16 protein-coding genes are annotated in these 18,016 nt (G+C 63.4%); 10 read left to right on the top strand and 6 right to left on the bottom strand.

The genetic code is table 11. The features are described from left to right. Positions 1 to 13 precede the first annotated feature (13 nt). The 4 genes from NCT05_RS23220 to NCT05_RS23205 form a co-directional block, all read right to left on the bottom strand. Entirely contained in the window at positions 14 to 718 is a 705-nt protein-coding gene (locus tag NCT05_RS23220) for an ABC transporter ATP-binding protein (protein ID WP_250503259.1), read from the bottom strand. Beyond that, a complete protein-coding gene (locus NCT05_RS23215; protein ID WP_008348195.1) occupies positions 702 to 2,486 on the bottom strand; it encodes a branched-chain amino acid ABC transporter ATP-binding protein/permease in 1,785 nt (594 codons plus the stop codon). The genes NCT05_RS23220 and NCT05_RS23215 overlap by 17 nt, the downstream gene beginning before the upstream one ends. An 18-nt stretch (positions 2,487 to 2,504) precedes the next feature. Then, complete coding sequence (locus NCT05_RS23210; RefSeq protein WP_034470891.1) at positions 2,505 to 3,377, bottom strand: branched-chain amino acid ABC transporter permease; 873 nt, start codon at positions 3,375 to 3,377, stop codon at positions 2,505 to 2,507. Positions 3,378 to 3,460: 83 nt separating this feature from the next. Beyond that, positions 3,461 to 4,678 carry an ABC transporter substrate-binding protein gene (locus tag NCT05_RS23205; RefSeq protein ID WP_250503258.1) on the bottom strand — a complete coding sequence of 406 codons (1,218 nt, stop codon included), beginning with the start codon at positions 4,676 to 4,678 and terminating at the stop codon, positions 3,461 to 3,463. Between the two features lie 290 nt (positions 4,679 to 4,968). Between NCT05_RS23205 and deoC the strand changes: the two genes are divergently transcribed. Genes deoC through NCT05_RS23165 form a run of 8 tightly spaced genes read left to right on the top strand, consistent with a single transcriptional unit; the run spans position 4,969 to position 14,588 of the window. After that, the gene (deoC, locus tag NCT05_RS23200) at positions 4,969 to 5,976 is read left to right on the top strand and encodes a deoxyribose-phosphate aldolase (protein WP_250436587.1); all 1,008 of its coding nucleotides are present in this window, start codon (positions 4,969 to 4,971) and stop codon (positions 5,974 to 5,976) included. Positions 5,977 to 6,002: 26 nt separating this feature from the next. Continuing rightward, on the top strand, positions 6,003 to 8,393 hold the full coding sequence (locus tag NCT05_RS23195) for an aldehyde dehydrogenase family protein (protein WP_250503257.1): 2,391 nt from the start codon (positions 6,003 to 6,005) through the stop codon (positions 8,391 to 8,393). Positions 8,394 to 8,453: 60 nt separating this feature from the next. Then, on the top strand, positions 8,454 to 8,936 hold the full coding sequence (locus tag NCT05_RS23190; protein ID WP_008348185.1) for an RbsD/FucU family protein: 483 nt from the start codon (positions 8,454 to 8,456) through the stop codon (positions 8,934 to 8,936). After that, the gene (gene rbsK / locus NCT05_RS23185) at positions 8,933 to 9,865 is read left to right on the top strand and encodes a ribokinase (RefSeq protein WP_250503256.1); all 933 of its coding nucleotides are present in this window, start codon (positions 8,933 to 8,935) and stop codon (positions 9,863 to 9,865) included. Before NCT05_RS23190 ends, rbsK begins: the two co-directional genes overlap by 4 nt. Beyond that, complete coding sequence (locus tag NCT05_RS23180) at positions 9,862 to 10,905, top strand: ABC transporter permease (protein ID WP_008348180.1); 1,044 nt, start codon at positions 9,862 to 9,864, stop codon at positions 10,903 to 10,905. The genes rbsK and NCT05_RS23180 overlap by 4 nt, the downstream gene beginning before the upstream one ends. A gap of 52 nt (positions 10,906 to 10,957) precedes the next feature. Further along, complete coding sequence (locus NCT05_RS23175; protein WP_250436582.1) at positions 10,958 to 11,962, top strand: substrate-binding domain-containing protein; 1,005 nt, start codon at positions 10,958 to 10,960, stop codon at positions 11,960 to 11,962. Between the two features lie 47 nt (positions 11,963 to 12,009). Beyond that, a complete protein-coding gene (locus NCT05_RS23170; RefSeq protein ID WP_250503255.1) occupies positions 12,010 to 13,530 on the top strand; it encodes a sugar ABC transporter ATP-binding protein in 1,521 nt (506 codons plus the stop codon). Between the two features lie 38 nt (positions 13,531 to 13,568). Then, positions 13,569 to 14,588 carry an ABC transporter permease gene (locus tag NCT05_RS23165; RefSeq protein ID WP_250503331.1) on the top strand — a complete coding sequence of 340 codons (1,020 nt, stop codon included), beginning with the start codon at positions 13,569 to 13,571 and terminating at the stop codon, positions 14,586 to 14,588. Between the two features lie 74 nt (positions 14,589 to 14,662). Here the strand turns inward: NCT05_RS23165 and NCT05_RS23160 are convergent, their stop codons facing one another. After that, a complete protein-coding gene (locus NCT05_RS23160) occupies positions 14,663 to 15,385 on the bottom strand; it encodes a DeoR/GlpR family DNA-binding transcription regulator (protein WP_008348173.1) in 723 nt (240 codons plus the stop codon). Between the two features lie 112 nt (positions 15,386 to 15,497). Beyond that, complete coding sequence (locus tag NCT05_RS23155; protein ID WP_250503254.1) at positions 15,498 to 16,178, bottom strand: dihydrofolate reductase family protein; 681 nt, start codon at positions 16,176 to 16,178, stop codon at positions 15,498 to 15,500. Between the two features lie 125 nt (positions 16,179 to 16,303). Between NCT05_RS23155 and NCT05_RS23150 the strand changes: the two genes are divergently transcribed. Next, positions 16,304 to 17,518 carry a YeeE/YedE family protein gene (locus tag NCT05_RS23150; protein WP_250503253.1) on the top strand — a complete coding sequence of 405 codons (1,215 nt, stop codon included), beginning with the start codon at positions 16,304 to 16,306 and terminating at the stop codon, positions 17,516 to 17,518. A 79-nt stretch (positions 17,519 to 17,597) separates the two neighbouring features. Beyond that, positions 17,598 to 17,849: a hypothetical protein gene (locus NCT05_RS23145; RefSeq protein WP_250440998.1), complete on the top strand. Its 252-nt coding sequence runs from the start codon at positions 17,598 to 17,600 to the stop codon at positions 17,847 to 17,849. Positions 17,850 to 18,016: the final 167 nt, after the last annotated feature.

Genomic DNA, 18,016 nt, shown 5'->3' with positions numbered 1-18,016 from the left:
CCGGTTCGCTGAATCAATGACCGAGATAGGCGCGCCGCACGTGGGGACTATCGAGCAATTCTGCGCCCGTTCCGGAAAGCGCGATGGCGCCGTTTTCGAGCACGTATCCGCGGTTCGCGAGCTTGAGCGTGTGGAACACGTTCTGTTCGACGAGCAGCACCGTCACGCCGCGCGCCGCGACCGTGCCGACGACTTCGAACATCTGCTCGACGAGCAAGGGCGAAAGACCGAGCGACGGTTCGTCGAAGATCAGGAGCTTCGGCGCGGACATCATGCCGCGCGCGATGGCGACCATCTGCTGCTCGCCGCCCGACAGCGATCCGGCAAGTTGCGTGAGACGCTCGCGCACGCGCGGAAAGAGCTCGAGCACTTCGTCCATGCGTTCGCGCCGCGCGCTTCGTGCGGCGTGACGAAACGCGCCCATCAGCAGGTTCTCTTCGACGCTCAGGAACGGGAAGAGCTGACGGCCTTCGGGAATCATCGTGACGCCCATCGCGACGATGTCGTGCGAGGACTTGCCGACGAGTTCCTGTCCCTGAAACGCGATGCTGCCGCCGCGCGCCGCGACGATTCCGCATAGCGTCTTCAGCGTCGTGGTCTTGCCCGCGCCGTTCGCGCCGACGAGCGTGACGATCTCGCCTTCCTGCACATCGAGCGAGACGCCGCGCAGAACTTCGCTCTTGCCGTAGCCGGCCGAGACGTTATGCAGCTTGAGCATCGAGATACCCCTTGCCGAGATAGGCCTGAATCACCTCAGGATCGTTGACGACATCGGACGGCTTGCCTTCCTTCAGCATGCGCCCGGCATTGATGACGATGATGCGGTCCGACAGCGCCATCGTCGCCTGCATCATGTGCTCGATCATCAGCACGGCGATTCCCGAATCGCGGATGCGCCGCACCATGTTGATCGCGCGCGCGATGTCGGCGGGATTGAGACCGGCCATCACTTCGTCGAGCAGAAGCGCGCGCGGGCGCGTGGCGAGCGCGCGCGCCACTTCGAGACGCTTCATGCCGCCGACCGTGAGGCTGCGCGCTTCGGTATCGAGCAAGGACGTGAGATCGGTGATCTCCGCGACTTCGCGTGCGATCGATTCCGCTTCGACGCGGACCCGCGTATGCATGAACGCGCCGAGCATGATGTTCTCCAGCACCGAGAGACCCGCGAACGGCTGCGCGATCTGGAACGTACGGCCGACGCCGTCCTTCGCGAACGCATCGGGCGTGCGCGGTTCGGCCCAGGTGCCATCGGCGAGGCGAATCTTCACGATGCCTTCGTTCGGCCGGATGAAGCCCGAAAGCTGATTGAAGACCGTCGTCTTGCCCGCGCCGTTCGGGCCGATCACACCGAGAATCTCGCCGGCGTGCAGCGTGAGGGAAACATCGTCGGTCGCGACGAGTCCGCCGAAGCGCTTCTTCAGATGCTCCGCGACGAGCAGCGGCGTGCCGAGCGGCAACGCATCGGCGGGCGCGATCGACTTCGCCCGTGCGGGCGGCGGCGTGCGCGCGCCGGGCAGACGGTCGATGAAGCGCAGCACGAAGCCGCCCAGATGCCCGACGAGTCCGCGCGGAATGAACAGCACGACGAGCACCAACACGACACCGTAGACGAAGCCGTGCGTGCCGCTGCCGAACGAGCTGAGCCAGCCGCGCGCAAGCTCGGCGATCGGCAGCACGAGGACGGTGCCCGCGAGCGGCCCGGCGACGCTGCCGAGTCCGCCGATCAGCGCGAACATCGCGATCTGCACCGACAGTTCCAGCGAGAACGCCGCGGACGGATCGATGAAGGTGAGATACATCGCGTGGAAAGAGCCGATGAGACTCGTCAGCACCGCCGAGATCACCGCCGCGCCGATCTTCACCTTCACCGCGTTCACGCCGACCGCGCGCGCCGCATCTTCACGTTCGCGCACGGCGATCAGGTAGAAGCCGAAGCGCGAGCGGCGGATGAGCCACGCGGCCCACAACGTCACCAGAAGAAAGCCGAACGCGATCAGCAGATACGCCCACTTTTCGCGGAACACCATCCATTGCAGGCCGATGTTGAGCGGCACGTTCAGGCCCGCCGAGCCGCCCGTCCAGCTTTCCTCGTGCACCGTGAGCAGGCGGCACACTTCGAGGAACGCGATCGTGGCGAGCGCGAAGAACGGTCCGCGCAGACGCAGCGTCGGATACGCGATGACGATCGCCGCCATCGCCGAGATCACCGCGCCCGCGAACATGCCGAGCCACGGCGTGATGCCGAAGTTGATGACGAGCAGCGTCGCCGCGTACGAGCCGATGCCGTAGAACACCGCGTGTCCGAGCGACAACTGCCCGGCGAATCCGCCGACGATATTCCACGCCGTCGCGAGCGCGCCGAAGATGCACACGAGCACGGCCAGGTGAAACGCGAACGGCGATTGCAGCGCGAACGGCACGGCGAGCAGCGCGACGAGCGCCAGCGCGCCCATGTAGCCGCGCGGATGCAGGAGATTGGGAAACATCGAATGCCTCGCTGAACGTTATTCGGAGCCGCGTCCGAGACCGAAGAGACCGGTCGGGCGCACCACAAGAATCACGAGGAAGATCGCGAAGTAGACGACTTCCTTCATGTCGGGCGAGATGTAGTAGCCCGCGAGACTGTCGATGAGCCCGATCACGATCGAGCCGACGAGCGCGCCCGGCAAGCTGCCGAGACCGCCCAGCACGACGATGACGAACGCGGTCAGCACGAAGTACTGGCCGACGGTCGGGAACACCGGATACTGCGCGACCAGCAAGCCCGACGCGAGCCCGACCAGCGCCGCGCCGATGCCGAACGCGAGCACGTACGTCGTCTTCACGTTGACGCCCATCAGCGAGGCCGCGTAGCGATGTTGCGCCACCGCGCGAAACGCGCGACCGGTGTAGGTGCGTTGCAGGAACAGATGCAGCCCGCCCGCGACCGCGAGCGCGGCGGCAAACGTGATCAGTTGCCCGCTCACGATGTTGATGTCGCCGAACTGCAGATGCTCGGTGCCGAAGCTCACATCGACGGGATGCACGTCCGCGCCGAAGATCATCAGCGCGAGATTCACGAGCGCGGTCGACACGCCGACGGTCGCGAAAATCTGAATGTGCGCGTCGGCGGAAAGCAGCGGCTGGATGATGAAGCGCTGGATCAGCACGCCGAATGCGAAGAGCAGCAGCGCGACCGGCACCGCCGACACATACGGATGCCAGCCGAGCTTCGCGGCGAGCAGCCAGACGGCGTACATGCCGACCATCAGCAGCTCGCCGTGCGCGAAGTTGACCACGCGCACGACGCCGAAGATCAGCGTGAGGCCGATGCTGATGATCGCGTACGCGCCGCCCAGCAACAGGCCGTTGACCAGAAGTTGCAGAAGAATGGACATGCTCGTTTCCTGGACACCGCGCAGCGCGTGTCACGCGCCGCACGGTTCGAGTGAAAGAGAAATGCGGGTCGACAGCGGCGGTTTTACTGCGCCGCGACGGGCTTCGCGATCGCGACCGCTTCCGGATAGACGGTGACGAGCTTGCCGCCTTGCCACTGCATCACGTTGGTGGTCGCGAGCTGGTTCTGGCCGTTGTCGGCGAACTGGAAGCCCCAGCCAGCGGCGGTCGTGCCCGTCGGCTTCTTGTAGGCGAGCACGGCGGCGCGGATCTTGTCCTTGTCGGTGGATTTCGCGTTGGCGAGCACATCGAGGAACGCTTTCGCGCCGACATAGTTCACGAGGCTATGGCCCGAGCGCGGCGCCATGCCGAAGTGCTTCTGATATTCGGTGGTGAATGTTTCGAGGCCGGGTGCGCCTTTCTCGTTCATCGCGACTTGCGGGAAGTCGATGTCATATACGCCGTTCATTTGCGCGCCGACGGCCTTGGCCGTATCCGACAGCGAATAGCCGCCGCCCGCGCCGATGACCGCCTTCGGCTTGAAGCCGGCCTGCGCGGCCTGGCGGAAGAACAGGATCGAGTCGTTCTGATACGAGGTCTGCAGCACGATATCGACGTCCGCGCCCTTCAGACGCAGAATCAGCGACGACAGATCGACGCTCTTCGCCGAATACGGCAGCACCTGCACGACGTTCAGACCGAGCTTCTTCGCGCCTTCCTTCTGAAAGCCGGAGACGAGCGTGCCGTACGGCCCGTCTTCCGCGATGATCGCGATCTTCAGCGTCTTCGGATCCACCTTGAGTTGCGGCGCGACGACCTTGGTCAGCGCTTCGAGCGTGCCGTCCGCGAAGGTCTTCGTGGTCGAGTTGCTGCGATACAGATACTTGAAGCCGCGGCTCGTGATGGTGTCCGCCGTCGCGCCGAGTTCGAAGAACGGCACGCCCGCGAGCTCGGTCACTTGCGTCGCCGCCGACGACACCGCCGACGAATAACTTCCGAACACCGCCGACACGTTTTCCACCGACGTCAGACGCCGCGCTTCGCCGACGGCCTGATTGGCATCGACGGCATCGGCCTTGACGAGCACCACTTTCTCGCCGTTGATGCCGCCCGCCGCGTTGCGCTCGTCGACGGCGAGTTGCACGCCGCGATAGCTTTCGTCGCCGAGCAGCGCGAGTCCGCCGCTGAAGGGGAAGAGCGCGCCGATCTTGATGTCGGCGGCGTGCGCGGCAGTGAGACTCGATGCTGCGACGCACGCGGCGGCGAGCGCGCGCAGGACAGTGCGGGGAAAGTGCGAGGACATGCGGTGTCTCCTTGTATCGTTCGAAATTGAAGCGCTTCAAATCGAAAGCAAGAAAGTTCGGTCGCGTTGCCGAATTTGCTCTGTTTGGGTTGATCGATTGGATTTGAAGCGCTTCAAGTTTGCGTCGATGAACGCAAAGACGTCAACCGAGGGTTTGCACGGAAGAGTGAGACTCGGCGCGGTCGTCTCCGAACTTTCCCTATGTCACGATCCTAACAAGAATGCTATAAACTGAGATCAATCTATCAAAAACTGTTGTGCGTCGCACAAGACGCCGGCATACCGATCTCATGCTGGAAACTGCATCGAAGTCCATCGTCGCGTGGCCCGGCAAGGCCCAGGTTCACGCCAGCGCGCGCAATCCCGGCGTGCCGTTCGATCTCGCCTGGCTCGACGGCCTGCGCGTGAATCAGTCGGCGGTGACGCGCCGCGCGTCGACGCTCGGCACGCGCCGCGCGGTCAAGAAAGACGCGCAGGCGGCGTGGCTGCTCAAGGCCATCACCTGCATCGATCTCACGACGCTTTCCGGCGACGACACGCATGGCCGCGTCGAACGTCTCTGTGCGAAGGCGCGCCGTCCATTGCGCGACGATCTGCTCGACGCGCTCGGCATGCCGCCTCTGTCGATCAAAACGGGGGCGGTGTGCGTCTATCACCGTTACGTCAGGACGGCAGTGAACGCGCTCGAGGGCAGCGGCATTCCGGTCGCGGCCGTATCGACGGGCTTTCCCGCTGGCCTCAATCCGCACGAACTGAAGTTGCGCGAGATCGAAGCATCGGTGAGAGATGGCGCGTCCGAGATCGATATCGTCGTCACGCGCGAGCATGTGCTGACGGGTAACTGGAAAGCGCTCTACGACGAGATGCGCGATTTCCGCGCGGCATGCGGCGACGCGCACGTCAAGGCGATTCTCGCGACCGGCGATATCCGCACGCTGTCGAATGTCGCGAAGGCATCGATGATCTGCATGATGGCCGGCGCCGATTTCATCAAGACATCGACGGGCAAGGAAAGCGTCAACGCGACGCTCGACGTGTCGCTCGTGATGGTGCGGATGATCCGCGACTATCTCGCGCGCACGGGCGTCATGATCGGCTTCAAGCCGGCGGGCGGCGTGTCGACTGCGAAGTCGGTGCTCGAGTATCAGATCCTCATGAAGGAAGAGCTCGGGCGCGAATGGCTCGAAGCGGATCTGTTTCGCATCGGCGCATCGAGCCTGCTCGCGGATATCGAACGCCAACTCGAACACCATGTGAGCGGACGTTATTCGTCGTTCAATCGCCATCCCGTCGCCTGATCCAACAGACTTCACTAAACAGCCTCATGAGCGTTGCCGAATACTTCTCTTCGATGGAATACGGACCCGCACCGGAAGACGATCGCGCCGCGCGCGCATGGCTCGATCAGCATGACGGGCGCTTCGGTCACTTCGTCAACGGCGCATGGCGCGACAGCGACGACGCCGCGCGCTTCGACTCACGAGAACCCGCGACCGGCCGCGTGCTCGCATCGATCGCGCAAGGCACGGGAGCGGATGTCGATGCCGCTGTGCAAGCCGCGCACGATGCGCTCGAAGGCTGGCAAGCCATCGGCGGAGCGGGGCGCGCGCGTCATCTCTATGCGCTTTCGCGCATGGTGCAGCGGCACAGCCGTCTCTTCGCCGTGCTCGAATCGCTCGACAACGGCAAGCCGATCCGCGAGTCGCGCGATATCGATATACCCCTTGTAGCAAGGCATTTTCTGCATCACGCGGGATGGGCGCAACTGCAGGACAAGGAGTTCGCGGACTGGGCGCCGCTCGGCGTGATCGGCCAGATCGTGCCGTGGAATTTCCCGCTGCTGATGCTCGCGTGGAAGATCGCGCCGGCGCTCGCGCTCGGCAATACCGTCGTGCTGAAGCCCGCGGAATTCACGTCGTTGACGGCGTTGCTGTTCGCTGAATTGGCGCATCGCGCGGGCTTGCCGAAGGGCGTGCTCAACATCGTCACCGGCGATGGCAGCACGGGCGCGGCGCTCGTCGAACATCAACGCGTCGCGAAGATCGCATTCACGGGATCGACCGAAGTGGGCCGTCAGATTCGCGCGAGCACGGCGGGTTCGGGCAAGTCGCTCACGCTCGAACTCGGCGGCAAGTCGCCGTTCATCGTGTTCGACGATGCCGATATCGACAGCGCCGTCGAAGGTGTCGTCGATGCGATCTGGTTCAATCAGGGACAAGTGTGTTGCGCGGGCTCCCGTCTGCTCGTGCAGGAAGGCATCGAAGCGCGCTTCGTCGAGAAGCTGAAGCGCCGCATGGATACGCTGCGCGTCGGCACGTCGCTGGATAAGGGCATCGACATGAGCGCGGTCGTCGACGACATTCAGCTCGAACGCATTCGCGCGCTCGTCGACAAGGGCGAGCGCGAAGGCTGCGAAGTCTATCGATCGCCGCGTGCCACGTTGCCCGAGAGCGGTGCATTCTTTCCGCCGACGCTCGTCACCAACGTCGCGCCCGCATCGACGCTCGCGCAGGAAGAGATCTTCGGGCCCGTGCTCGTGACGATGAGCTTCCGCACGCCGGAAGAAGCCGTTGCGCTCGCAAATAACACGCGCTACGGCCTTGCCGCGAGCGTGTGGAGCGAGAACATCAGCCGCGCGCTCGACGTCGCCCCGCGCCTGCAATGCGGCGTCGTGTGGATCAACGCGACCAATCTCTTCGATGCGGCGGTCGGCTTCGGCGGATATCGCGAGTCGGGCTTCGGACGCGAAGGCGGACGCGAGGGCATCTACGAATACCTGAAGCCGCGCGCATGGGCCAAGCTTCCGGTTCGCGGCGAAACGAAATCGTTGCAGGCGCAACCGGATTCGCTCGTCGATGCGGGCAATGTGAGTGCGCTCGATCGCACGGCGAAGCTCTTCATCGCCGGCAAGCAGGCGCGGCCCGACAGCGGTTATTCGCGGCTCGTGCATTCGCCCGCCGGTGAGATCGTCGGCGAAGTGGGCGAAGGCAATCGCAAGGACATACGCAATGCGGTCGCGGCCGCGCGCGGCATGACGAAATGGTCGTCGGCGAGCGCGCACAACCGCGCGCAAGTGCTGTACTACCTCGCGGAAAACCTGAGCGCACGCGCCGATGAATTCGCGAAGCAGCTCGTCACGCGCGCCGGTTCGAGCGAGCGCGATGCGAAGCGCGAAGTCGATGCATCGATCGCGCGGTTCTTCACGTATGCCGCCTGGGCCGACAAGTACGACGGCGCCGTGCATGCGCCCCCGCTGCATGGCGTCGCGCTGGCGATGCACGAAGCGCTGGGCGTGATCGGCATCGTGTGTCCCGATGAAGCGCCGTTGCTCGGGTTCGTGTCCCTCGTCGCGCCCGCGCTCGCGCTGGGCAATCGCGTGGTCGTCGTGCCGAGCGAGACGTGTCCGCTGATGGCGACGGACTTCTATCAGGTCGTCGAGACATCGGATGTGCCGGGCGGCGCGCTGAACATCGTCACCGGCGACGCGCGTTCGCTGGCTCAAACGCTCGCGCAACACGATGACGTCGATGCGCTCTGGTGCTTCCACGGCGCGTCGCTATCGGCGATGGTGGAGCGCGAGTCGATCGGCAATCTGAAGCGCACGTTCGTCGATCAGGGCCGCGTGTTCGACTGGCACGATGCCGCAAGCGAAGGGCTGCCTTTCCTTCGACAGGCGGTGCAAGTGAAGAACATCTGGGTGCCGTACGGAGACTGATCAAGGAATTGACTCGGCGCGATTCCGATACGGAACGCGCTCATGCATGGAGGAGACGCTGTGCTGAAGAACATCGATCCGCTCTTGAACGCCGATATCCTGTACGCGCTTGCCGCGATGGGCCACGGCGACGAAGTGGTGATCTGCGATGCCCATTTCCCCGCTGACTCTGTCGCGCGTAAAACGGTGCTCGGCCGCGTGCTGCGCATGGACGGCGTGAGCGCGCCGCGTGCGGTGCGCGCCGTGTTGTCGGTGCTGCCGCTCGATACGTTCGTCGACGATCCCGCGGGCCGCATGGAGATAGTTGGCGATGCAACTACCTTGCCCGCCGTGCAACGCGAAGCCCAACGCGAAGTGGACGATGCCGAAGGCCGCGCGCTGCCCTTCGCGCCGGTCGAACGCTTCGCGTTCTACGAGCGCGCGAAGAACGCATATTGCGTGATCGCGACGGGCGAAGCGCGCGGCTATGGCTGCTTCATCTTCAAGAAGGGCGTGCAACTCGCGCCGGATGCGCCCGAAGCCGCGCACGGAGGCACGCGATGAAAAGCGTCGTCATTCTCGGCATCTATGTGACGGACCTCGCGTTTCGCGCGCAACGCATGCCGCTGCTCGGCGAAACGGTCGCGGGTTCCGCGTTCCAGATGGGACCGGGCGGCAAGGGCTCGAATCAGGCGGTGGCCGCCGCACGCGCGGGCGCGGACGTGATCTTCTGCACCCGCATCGGCGCGGATGCGTTCGGCGATATCGCGCAGGCGACATGGAGCGCCGAAGGCATCACATCGCGCGCAACGGTAATGAACGATGTCGCGACGGGTGCCGCGCATATCTATGTCGATGAGAACACGGGCGGCAATGCGATCATCGTCGCGGCGGGCGCTGCGGGCACGCTCGCGCCCGAAGACGTCGATGCGATCGAAGACGATATCGCGCGTGCCGGCGTCTTCGTCACGCAGCTCGAACAACCGATTCCGGCCGCGCGCCGTGGACTCGAACTCGCGCGCAAACATGGCGTGACGACGGTGTTCAATCCCGCGCCCGCCTTGCCGCTGACGGACGATATCTATCCACTTTGCGACTACATCACGCCGAACGAAACCGAAGCGCAGGCGCTCACCGGCATCGAGATCGCTTCGGTGGACGACGCACGCCGCGCCGCGAACGTACTGCTCCAAAAAGGCGCACGCGCCGTGATCGTCACGCTCGGCGAAGCGGGCGCGCTCTTGCATACGTCGAACGAATCGACGCTCGTGCCTGCTTTCGAATGCGGCCGCGTCGTCGAGACGGCGGGCGCGGGCGATGGCTTCACCGGCGGCTTCGCGGCGGCCCTCGCACGCGGCGAAAGCCCTGTGGATGCAGTGCGCTTCGGCTGCGCGCTCGCGAGCATTTCGGTGACGCGTCCGGGCACCGCGCCGTCGATGCCGCGTCTCGACGAAATCAACGCGCTGCTAGCGGAAAGGAGCGTCACGCAATGAAAGCGTCGAAGTGGCTCGCGGATCGCCAGTTCAACTTTCTGATCGGCGTGAACGTGCTCGTGGTGATCGTCGCAACGTGGATGTCGCACGGCCAGTTCCTCGACATCGACAATCTTCAGTCGATGGGCGGCCAGTTGCCCGAGCTCGGCCTGCTTGCGCTCGGCATCATGCTGTCGATGGTGTCGGGCAACGGCGGCATCGATCTGTCGGGCGTGGGCCTTGCGAATCTCTCCGGCATGGTCGCCGCGATGATGCTGCCGCATATGGTCTCCGCCGACGATTCGCCCGCGCTCTATACCGCGGTATTCGTATGCATCGTCATGGTGATGGGTGCGCTCGGCGGCTTGCTCAATGGCGTCGTCATCGCGAAGCTGAAGCTCACGCCGATTCTCTGCACGCTCGGCACGCAGTTGCTCTTCACCGGCATCGCGGTGGTGTTGAGCAACGGCGCATCCGTGCGCGTGGAATACGTCGATCCGCTGTCGAACATCGGCAACGGCACCTTCCTGCAAGTGCCCATTTCACTGTGGATCTTCATCGCCGCGGTTCTGCTGCTCGGCTGGATTCTGAAGCGTACGCCGTTCGGCCTGCGTCTCTATCTGATGGGCACGAACCCGAAGGCCGCGTTCTACGCGGGCATTCCGCGCGCGCGCATGCTGATTCTCACGTATGGGATGTGCGGCGTGCTCGCCTCGCTCGCGGGTCTCATCAGCGCAACGCATACGTCGAGCGCGAAGTGGGACTACGGCAATTCGTATCTGCTGATCGCGATCCTGATCGCGGTGATGGGCGGCGTGAATCCGGCGGGCGGTTATGGACGCATCGTCTGCGTGTTTCTCGCCGCGACCGTGTTGCAATTTCTGTCGAGCCTCTTCAATCTGCTCGGCGTATCGCAGTTTTTCGGCGATTGCGCTTGGGGCTTCCTGCTGCTCGCATCGCTTGCATTCGCGGGCGGCGATCGCGTGCGCGCGATCTTCGGCATCGGCGGAGCCGCGCCCAAGAGCAATGTTCCACCGCCGCCCGCATCGACCGGACGTTAGTGTTGCGTGTGATGTTCAAAGAGACCAATGGATAGATAAAGGAGACAACGCAATGAAGCTGAGCAAACTGGGCACCGCACTCACCGCGATCGCACTCGCGGCGGGCGCGATCGCAGCGGCGCAGGCCGCGACCAACGAAACCATCGTGACGGTCGTGAAAGTGACCGGCATCAACTGGTTCAATCGCATGGACGAAGGCGTGAAGGAGTTCGGCAAGGAGAATCCGAACATCAACGCATATCAGACGGGTCCGGGCCGCGCCGACGCCGCGCAGCAACTCAAGATCATCGAGGATCTGATCGCGAAGAAGGTCACGGCAATTGCGGTAGTGCCCTACGATCCGCCGACGCTCGAACCCGCCCTCAAGAAAGCGATGGATCGGGGCATCAAGGTTGTCACGCATGAAGCGGACAACGCGAAGAACACGATGGTCGACATCGAAGCCTTCGACAACACCGCATACGGCGCGGGCCTGAACGAGCGTCTCGCGAAGTGCATGAACAATCAGGGCAAGTGGGCGGTGCTGGTCGGCTCGCTCGGCTCGCGCTCGCAGGTGCAATGGGCCGATGGCGGCATCGGCAATGCGAAGGCCAAGTATCCGAAGATGGATCTGGTCGAACCGAAGCTCGAAACGAATAACGATGGCGAGCGCGCGTATCAGGTCGCGAAGGAAGTGCTGCGCAAGCATCCGGATCTGACGGGCTTCCAGGGTTCGTCGTCGCTCGACGTCATCGGTATCGGCCGCGCGGTCGAAGAGGCCGGCAAGGTCGGGAAGATCTGCGTGTACGGCACCGGCTTGCCGACGGAAGCGGCCAAGTTCCTCGAAAGCGGCGCGATCAACGGCATCGCGTTCTGGGATCCGAAGCTCGCCGGTCTCGCGATGAACAAGGTCGCGCAGATGCTCGTCGACGGCAAGGAAGTGCAGAACGGCGCAGACCTCGGCATCACCGGCTATAACAAGGTGACGGTCACGAAGGGCCCGGGCAAGGGCGTGATCGTGCGCGGCACCGGCTGGGTCGATGTCGACAAGTCGAACTACAAGCAATACAACTTCTGATGCCATTCGCGAGGCGCACTGCGGTGTGCCTCGCTCGACTACACGATATGACACCGCTCCTCGAAGTCGTCGATATCCATAAACGTTTCACCGGCGTCTATGCGCTGCGTGGCGTAAGCCTCTCGTTCGAGCGCGGCCAGATCTATCACTTGCTCGGCGAGAACGGTTGCGGCAAGAGCACGCTCATCAAGATCATCTCGGGCGCGCAACCGCCCGATGAAGGCGAGCTCGTGATCGAAGGCGCGCGTCACAAGAAGCTTTCGCCGCTCGAATCGCTTTCAGCGGGCATCGAAACCGTTTATCAGGACTTGTCGCTGCTGCCGAACATGAGCGTCGCGGAGAACGTCGCGCTGACATCCGAACTCGCGGAACATGCGGGCAAGCTCGCGCGCACGTTCGATCGCAAAGCGCTCGCACAAACCGCCGCGCGTGCGCTAGAAGCCGTCGGACTGCCGGGCGACGCGGATTTCCAGAAGACGCTCATCGAGCAACTGCCGCTCGCGACGCGCCAGCTCGTTGCGATCGCGCGCGCCATTGCGAGCGAAGCGAAGTTCGTCATCATGGACGAGCCGACGACATCGCTCACGCAGAAAGAAGTCGATAACCTCATCGCCGTGCTTGCGCGTTTGCGCGCGGATGGCGTCGCCGTGCTGTTCGTGAGTCACAAGCTCGACGAGTGCTATGCGATCGGCGGCGAAGTGATCGTGCTGCGCGACGGCCAGAAGATGGCGCAAGGTCCGATCGAAAACTATACGAAGGCGCAGATCAGCGAGCTCATGACGGGCAAGCATCTGTCGACGGAACGCTATCGCGCGGAAGATGACGGAGCCGCGTCGCAGATCGTGCTCGACGTGCAAGGTCTCGGCCGCAAGGGCCAGTTCGCCGATGTGTCGTTCAAGCTGCACAAGGGCGAGATTCTCGGCGTGACGGGGCTGCTCGATTCGGGCCGCAACGAACTTGCGCGTGCGCTTGCGGGCGTCGCGCCTGCGGACACGGGCACGGTGACGCTCGACGGCATGCGCGTGCGTCTGCATTCGCCCGCGGATGCGAAGGCGCAACGTATCGGCTATGTGCCCGAAGACCGCCTGAACGAAGGGCTTTTTCTCGACAAGCCGATTCGCGACAACGTCGTCACCGCGATGATCGCGAGCCTGCGCGACCGCTTCGGTCAGATCGATCGCAAGCGTGCGCAAGAGCTTGCCGAGCGCACCGTGAAGGACTTGCAGATCGCGACGCCCGATGTTGACAAGCCGGTGCAATCGCTTTCGGGCGGCAACCAGCAGCGCGTGCTGATCGGCCGCTGGCTCGCGATCGATCCGCGCGTGCTGATCCTGCATGGTCCGACCGTGGGCGTCGATGTGGGATCGAAGGACATCATTTATCGCATCATGCAGCGGCTGTCGAAGGAGGGCATCGGCATCATATTGATCAGCGACGACCTGCCCGAACTGCTGCAGAACTGCGACCGTATTCTGATGATGAAGAAAGGCCGCGTCGCGAACGAATATCGCGCGGACCGCTTGAACGAGGCCGATCTTTATCACGCGCTACTTTCAGAGGCAGCATGAGCATGAGCGAATCCATCCGCCGCACGGGAAGCGAGACGATGCCGCAACACGCGGCCCAGGTCGCGCCGCGCGTGCGCAAGGGCAATCTGTATGCGCAACTGATGCGCAATCCGGAGTGGTTCACGGTCGGGCTGATCGTGGTGACGTGTCTCGTCGTGGGCAGCATCAATCCGCGCTTCTTCCAGTTCGCGACACTGTTCGACATGCTCCATTCCGCGACGACGGTCTCGCTCTTCGCGCTCGGCACGCTCGTCGTGCTGGCGTCGGGCGGCATCGACGTGTCGTTCACGGCAATCGCCGCGTTGACGATGTATTCGATCACGAAGGCTGTCTTCGCTTGGTGGCCGGAGTGCCCGTTCGTGCTGATTCTGCTTGCGGGCGCAATCGGCGGCGTGATTCTCGGCGTCATCAACGGCATGCTCGTGCATCGATTGAAAGCGCCTTCGCTGATCGTCACCATCGGCACGCAATATTTGTATCGCGGATTGTTGCTGACGTTCGTCGGCACGCAGTTCTTCATGAACATTCCGCACAGCATGGATACGTTCGGGCGCCTGCCGCTGTTTTTCTATCACACGCCGGATGGCTTGCGCGCGGTTTTGCCGGTGTCCGTGCTCGCGCTCGTGATCGCGGCGATCGTGACCTGGTGGCTGCTCAATCGCACGATGATGGGCCGCGGCGTCTATGCGATGGGCGGCTCGCTCGCCATTGCAGAACGTCTCGGTTATGACTTGCGCGCCATTCATCTTTTCGTGTTCGGCTATACCGGCTTGCTGGCGGGCGTGGCGGGCATCCTGCACGTGTCGACGAACCGGCTTGCGAACCCGTTCGATCTCGTCGGCACGGAACTCGATGTGATCGCGGCGGTGATTCTCGGCGGTGCCCGCATCACGGGCGGTACGGGAACGGTGGTGGGTACGCTTTTGGGCGTCGTGCTGGTGACGCTCATCAATAGCGTGCTGATTCTCATCGGCGTGCCGAGCACCTGGCAGAAGGTCATCATCGGCGCGTTCATTCTCGTTGCGGGGACGTTGTTCGCGCTGGGACGCAGACAGTAACGCCCTTCGAAAAGCGGAACAAAAAAGGCTCGTTCGAAACCTGAACGAGCCTTGCTGATTTTTATCGGAACGATTCAGACGCGTTTGCGGAGCTTCTGACCTTCCTCGGTAATCACCGAATCGAACTCGGAAAGCTGCGAGAAGCGCACGGCCTTGACCTTGCCGAACTTGCTCGCATCGACGACGAGATGACGTTCCACCGAACTCGCCATCGCGGCTTGCTTGATGGCGACTTCATGAAAGTTCCAGCACGTCACGCCGCGCGCTTCATCGACGCCGCCCGCCGACATGAACGCCTTGTTGATGCCCATGCGCCGCAAGGTTTCGACGCTCTCGTCGCTGGCGAACGATTCCGATGACGGCACATAGACGCCGCCGAGCAGGATCATCCGCACGTTGGGCTTGCGCCGCAAAATTTCCGCGACATTGAGCGAATAGCACACGACAGTGAGATGCATCTCCGTGGGAATCTGCCGCGCGAGCGTGGTCAGCGTCGTGCCGCAATCGATGAAGATGGTTTCGCTATCCGCGAGCAGACGCGCCGCGTGATTCGAAGCGACGGCCTTCGCTTGCGCGAAATGGTCTTTCTCTTCCTCGATCGTGTAGCCCGCGTTGGGGACATCGGCGGCGCTGACGATATAGCCGCCGAGATAGGTGAACTGGCCGGGATGCGCGGCGATATCGCGGCGCACCGTCATCTCCGAAACGCCGAGCAGCGCGGCCGCATCGCGCAGACGCATCACGTTCTGTTTTTCGAGCGCGCCGGAAAGGGCACGCAGGCGGTCGTTCTTGGCCATCGGAGCGGCGCGAGGAATGATGTTAGCTTTTATTCGCGGGATGAAAGAATTATAACAATGCAAGCCGCATTTTTAACGGCTTGCATGCGGTGGCGCGGGTAAATCCCGAGGTTCAGGACTTGCGCGTATAGCGCAGCCACACGACGTCGTGTTCCAGTTTTTCGATGGAATCCAGCTTGAGGTAGGCGGGCGTTTTCCACTTGTCCATCGCGACTTCGAACGACGACGTATGCGCTTTGCGTCCATCGACGAGCGGCATGATCAGCACGCTGACTTCATCGGCAAGCTGCGCATTGACGAACGCGCCCGACACATGTCCGCCGCCTTCGACGATCAGCTTCTTGATCTTCAACTCGCGTTCGAGCGTTTCGACGACGCGCTTCAGTTCGATATCGTCCTTGCCGCCGAACACATACGATGCGTCGATCGATTGCAGATACGCGAGGTAATCGTCATCGACGCTCTCGCTCAGCACTTCGACGATATGCGATTCGAGCGCCGTATTGCTCTTCCAGGCGACACGTCCCTTCGGATCGATGGAAATCGCGTACTGGCTCGCGTCGCGTTTCGCGAAATGATCGGTGCGTGGAATCGGACCCTTCGCGAGCCCGCGCGGATAGTCGCGGTCCTTGCCATGCGAGATTTCCTGCATCGTGACGCGGCCGCATACCCACGCATCGGCGTTGAAGCGCGCGGCGGTGTCTTCGTAGGTGGGCGACGCGAAATCGAGGTTCCAGTTGTCGGTGAGACTGCGGCCGTCGATCGACGACATCATGTGACAGACGATATGCATCTTCTTCTCCGTGCAGGAAAGGGCTTCGATGCATCGGCCGATGCAAGCGCTGTGCCGCCTGCGAAGATCAGCCAAACGCGAGAAAATAAGTAGCTCTTCCGCATTTTTTCGAAACGCTTATCGTCATGTCAGATCTCGCTACTCCTCTTGCACGCCGCGCGGATATCGATCCGAAGCCGCTCGGCATCGCCGCGTTGTTGATCGTGCTCGGCGCGGTGTATCTCGGGCAAACCGTCGGCGCGCGCCAGGCTGCGCTTTACGTGGTCGGCGCGCTGCTCGGCGTCTCGCTTTATCACGCGGCGTTCGGTTTCACGTCGGCGTGGCGCGTGTTCATCTCCGATGGCCGCGGCGCCGGGCTGCGCGCGCAAATGCTGATGCTCGCGGTCGGCGTCGCGCTGTTCTTTCCCGCGCTCGCGGCAGGGACGCTGTTCGGTACGCCCGTGACCGGGCTCGTGTCGCCGGTAGGGACGTCGGTGGTCGTGGGCGCGTTCATCTTCGGTATCGGCATGCAACTGGGCGGCGGCTGTGCGTCGGGCACGTTGTACACCGTCGGCGGCGGCAGCACGCGAATGATCGTGACGCTCGCTGCGTTCATCGCGGGTTCCGTCATCGCGACCGCGCACATGCCGTTCTGGACCGCATTGCCGCAAATGCAACCGGTATCGCTCGTGAAGACGCTCGGCGCGGGGCCCGCGCTCGCCGTCAACTGGATCGTGTTCGCGCTGATCGCGGCGGTCACGGTCGTCATCGAGAAGCGCCGTCATGGCAAGCTCGTCGCCGCGCACGTGCAGCCGGCGCATACATCGCCATGGCTGCATGGACCGTGGCCGCTCGTGGCAGGCGGCATCGCCCTCGCCGTGCTCAACTTCGCGACGCTCGCACTGTCCGGGCGTCCGTGGGGCATCACGTCCGCGTTCGCGTTGTGGGGCGCGAAAGCGGCGGCCCTGTTCGGCGTCGATACCGCGAGCTGGCCATACTGGATGAGCAAGGCCAACGCGGCCGCGCTCGCCGCGCCGATTTCTCACGACGTTACATCCGTGATGGATATCGGCATCGTGCTCGGCGCGATGCTCGCCGCCGCGCTCGCGGGCCGCTATGCGCCCGTCTGGCGCGTGCCGATGCGCTCGCTGATCGCGGCGATCGTCGGCGGCTTGCTGCTCGGTTATGGCGCGCGGCTCGCGTACGGCTGCAACATCGGTGCGTATTTCAGCGGCATCGTATCGGGCAGCCTGCATGGCTGGCTGTGGCTCGTCGCGGCCTTCTTCGGCAATGTAGTCGGCACGCGACTGCGTCCGTTTTTCGGACTCGAAGTCGAGCGCGTGCGGCCGACGGCTTGCTGAGAGTTACACCGCGCGTGACACGTTCGTTCCGTTTTTTTGCGGAACGGAGCGGTCCGCGCGATATGCGAAAATCGCCGGCATGAAAAAGACTACCTTGCTCATCGTTCCGGCCTTGCTGATCGCGCTCGGCCCGTTGGCACATGCGAGCGTCGAATCGGGCGCCCATCAGTTCAAGGAAGACGTGAAATCGGCCGGGCGCCAGACCGGACGTGCGGCGCGGGATGCGGCGCACGCCATCGGCGACGGCGCGAAATCGGCCGGACATGCCATCGCCGATACGTCGAAGCGCGGCTATCACGCGACGAAAAAGTGGGTCACGGGCAAAGAATAAACGCCGCCAGTTCGTCCATTTTGTGCTCGCCGATGCGCCACACGCGGATCGCATTCTGTTCGCGCGATCACGCCACAGCGTTCCACTTTTAAGCGTTGCTTGACAAGCTTGCGGAGCGTTATTGATAATTATTATCATTTACGCCGCGCAACGCGCACCTCAACGCG

This window comes from Caballeronia sp. AZ7_KS35, assembly GCF_023631045.1.
Lineage (GTDB): Bacteria > Pseudomonadota > Gammaproteobacteria > Burkholderiales > Burkholderiaceae > Caballeronia > Caballeronia zhejiangensis.
This window is presented reverse-complemented; position numbering and strand designations above follow the sequence as displayed.

Coding starts and splice junctions, on each gene's coding strand:
- NCT05_RS23220 (WP_250503259.1), bottom strand. CDS start 718: ATGCTCAAGCTGCATAACGTCTCGGCCGGCTACGGCAAGAGCGAAGTT.
- NCT05_RS23215 (WP_008348195.1), bottom strand. CDS start 2,486: ATGTTTCCCAATCTCCTGCATCCGCGCGGCTACATGGGCGCGCTGGCG.
- NCT05_RS23210 (WP_034470891.1), bottom strand. CDS start 3,377: ATGTCCATTCTTCTGCAACTTCTGGTCAACGGCCTGTTGCTGGGCGGC.
- NCT05_RS23205 (WP_250503258.1), bottom strand. CDS start 4,678: ATGTCCTCGCACTTTCCCCGCACTGTCCTGCGCGCGCTCGCCGCCGCG.
- deoC (WP_250436587.1), top strand. CDS start 4,969: ATGCTGGAAACTGCATCGAAGTCCATCGTCGCGTGGCCCGGCAAGGCC.
- NCT05_RS23195 (WP_250503257.1), top strand. CDS start 6,003: ATGAGCGTTGCCGAATACTTCTCTTCGATGGAATACGGACCCGCACCG.
- rbsK (WP_250503256.1), top strand. CDS start 8,933: ATGAAAAGCGTCGTCATTCTCGGCATCTATGTGACGGACCTCGCGTTT.
- NCT05_RS23180 (WP_008348180.1), top strand. CDS start 9,862: ATGAAAGCGTCGAAGTGGCTCGCGGATCGCCAGTTCAACTTTCTGATC.
- NCT05_RS23175 (WP_250436582.1), top strand. CDS start 10,958: ATGAAGCTGAGCAAACTGGGCACCGCACTCACCGCGATCGCACTCGCG.
- NCT05_RS23170 (WP_250503255.1), top strand. CDS start 12,010: ATGACACCGCTCCTCGAAGTCGTCGATATCCATAAACGTTTCACCGGC.
- NCT05_RS23165 (WP_250503331.1), top strand. CDS start 13,569: ATGCCGCAACACGCGGCCCAGGTCGCGCCGCGCGTGCGCAAGGGCAAT.
- NCT05_RS23160 (WP_008348173.1), bottom strand. CDS start 15,385: ATGGCCAAGAACGACCGCCTGCGTGCCCTTTCCGGCGCGCTCGAAAAA.
- NCT05_RS23155 (WP_250503254.1), bottom strand. CDS start 16,178: ATGCATATCGTCTGTCACATGATGTCGTCGATCGACGGCCGCAGTCTC.
- NCT05_RS23150 (WP_250503253.1), top strand. CDS start 16,304: ATGTCAGATCTCGCTACTCCTCTTGCACGCCGCGCGGATATCGATCCG.
- NCT05_RS23145 (WP_250440998.1), top strand. CDS start 17,598: ATGAAAAAGACTACCTTGCTCATCGTTCCGGCCTTGCTGATCGCGCTC.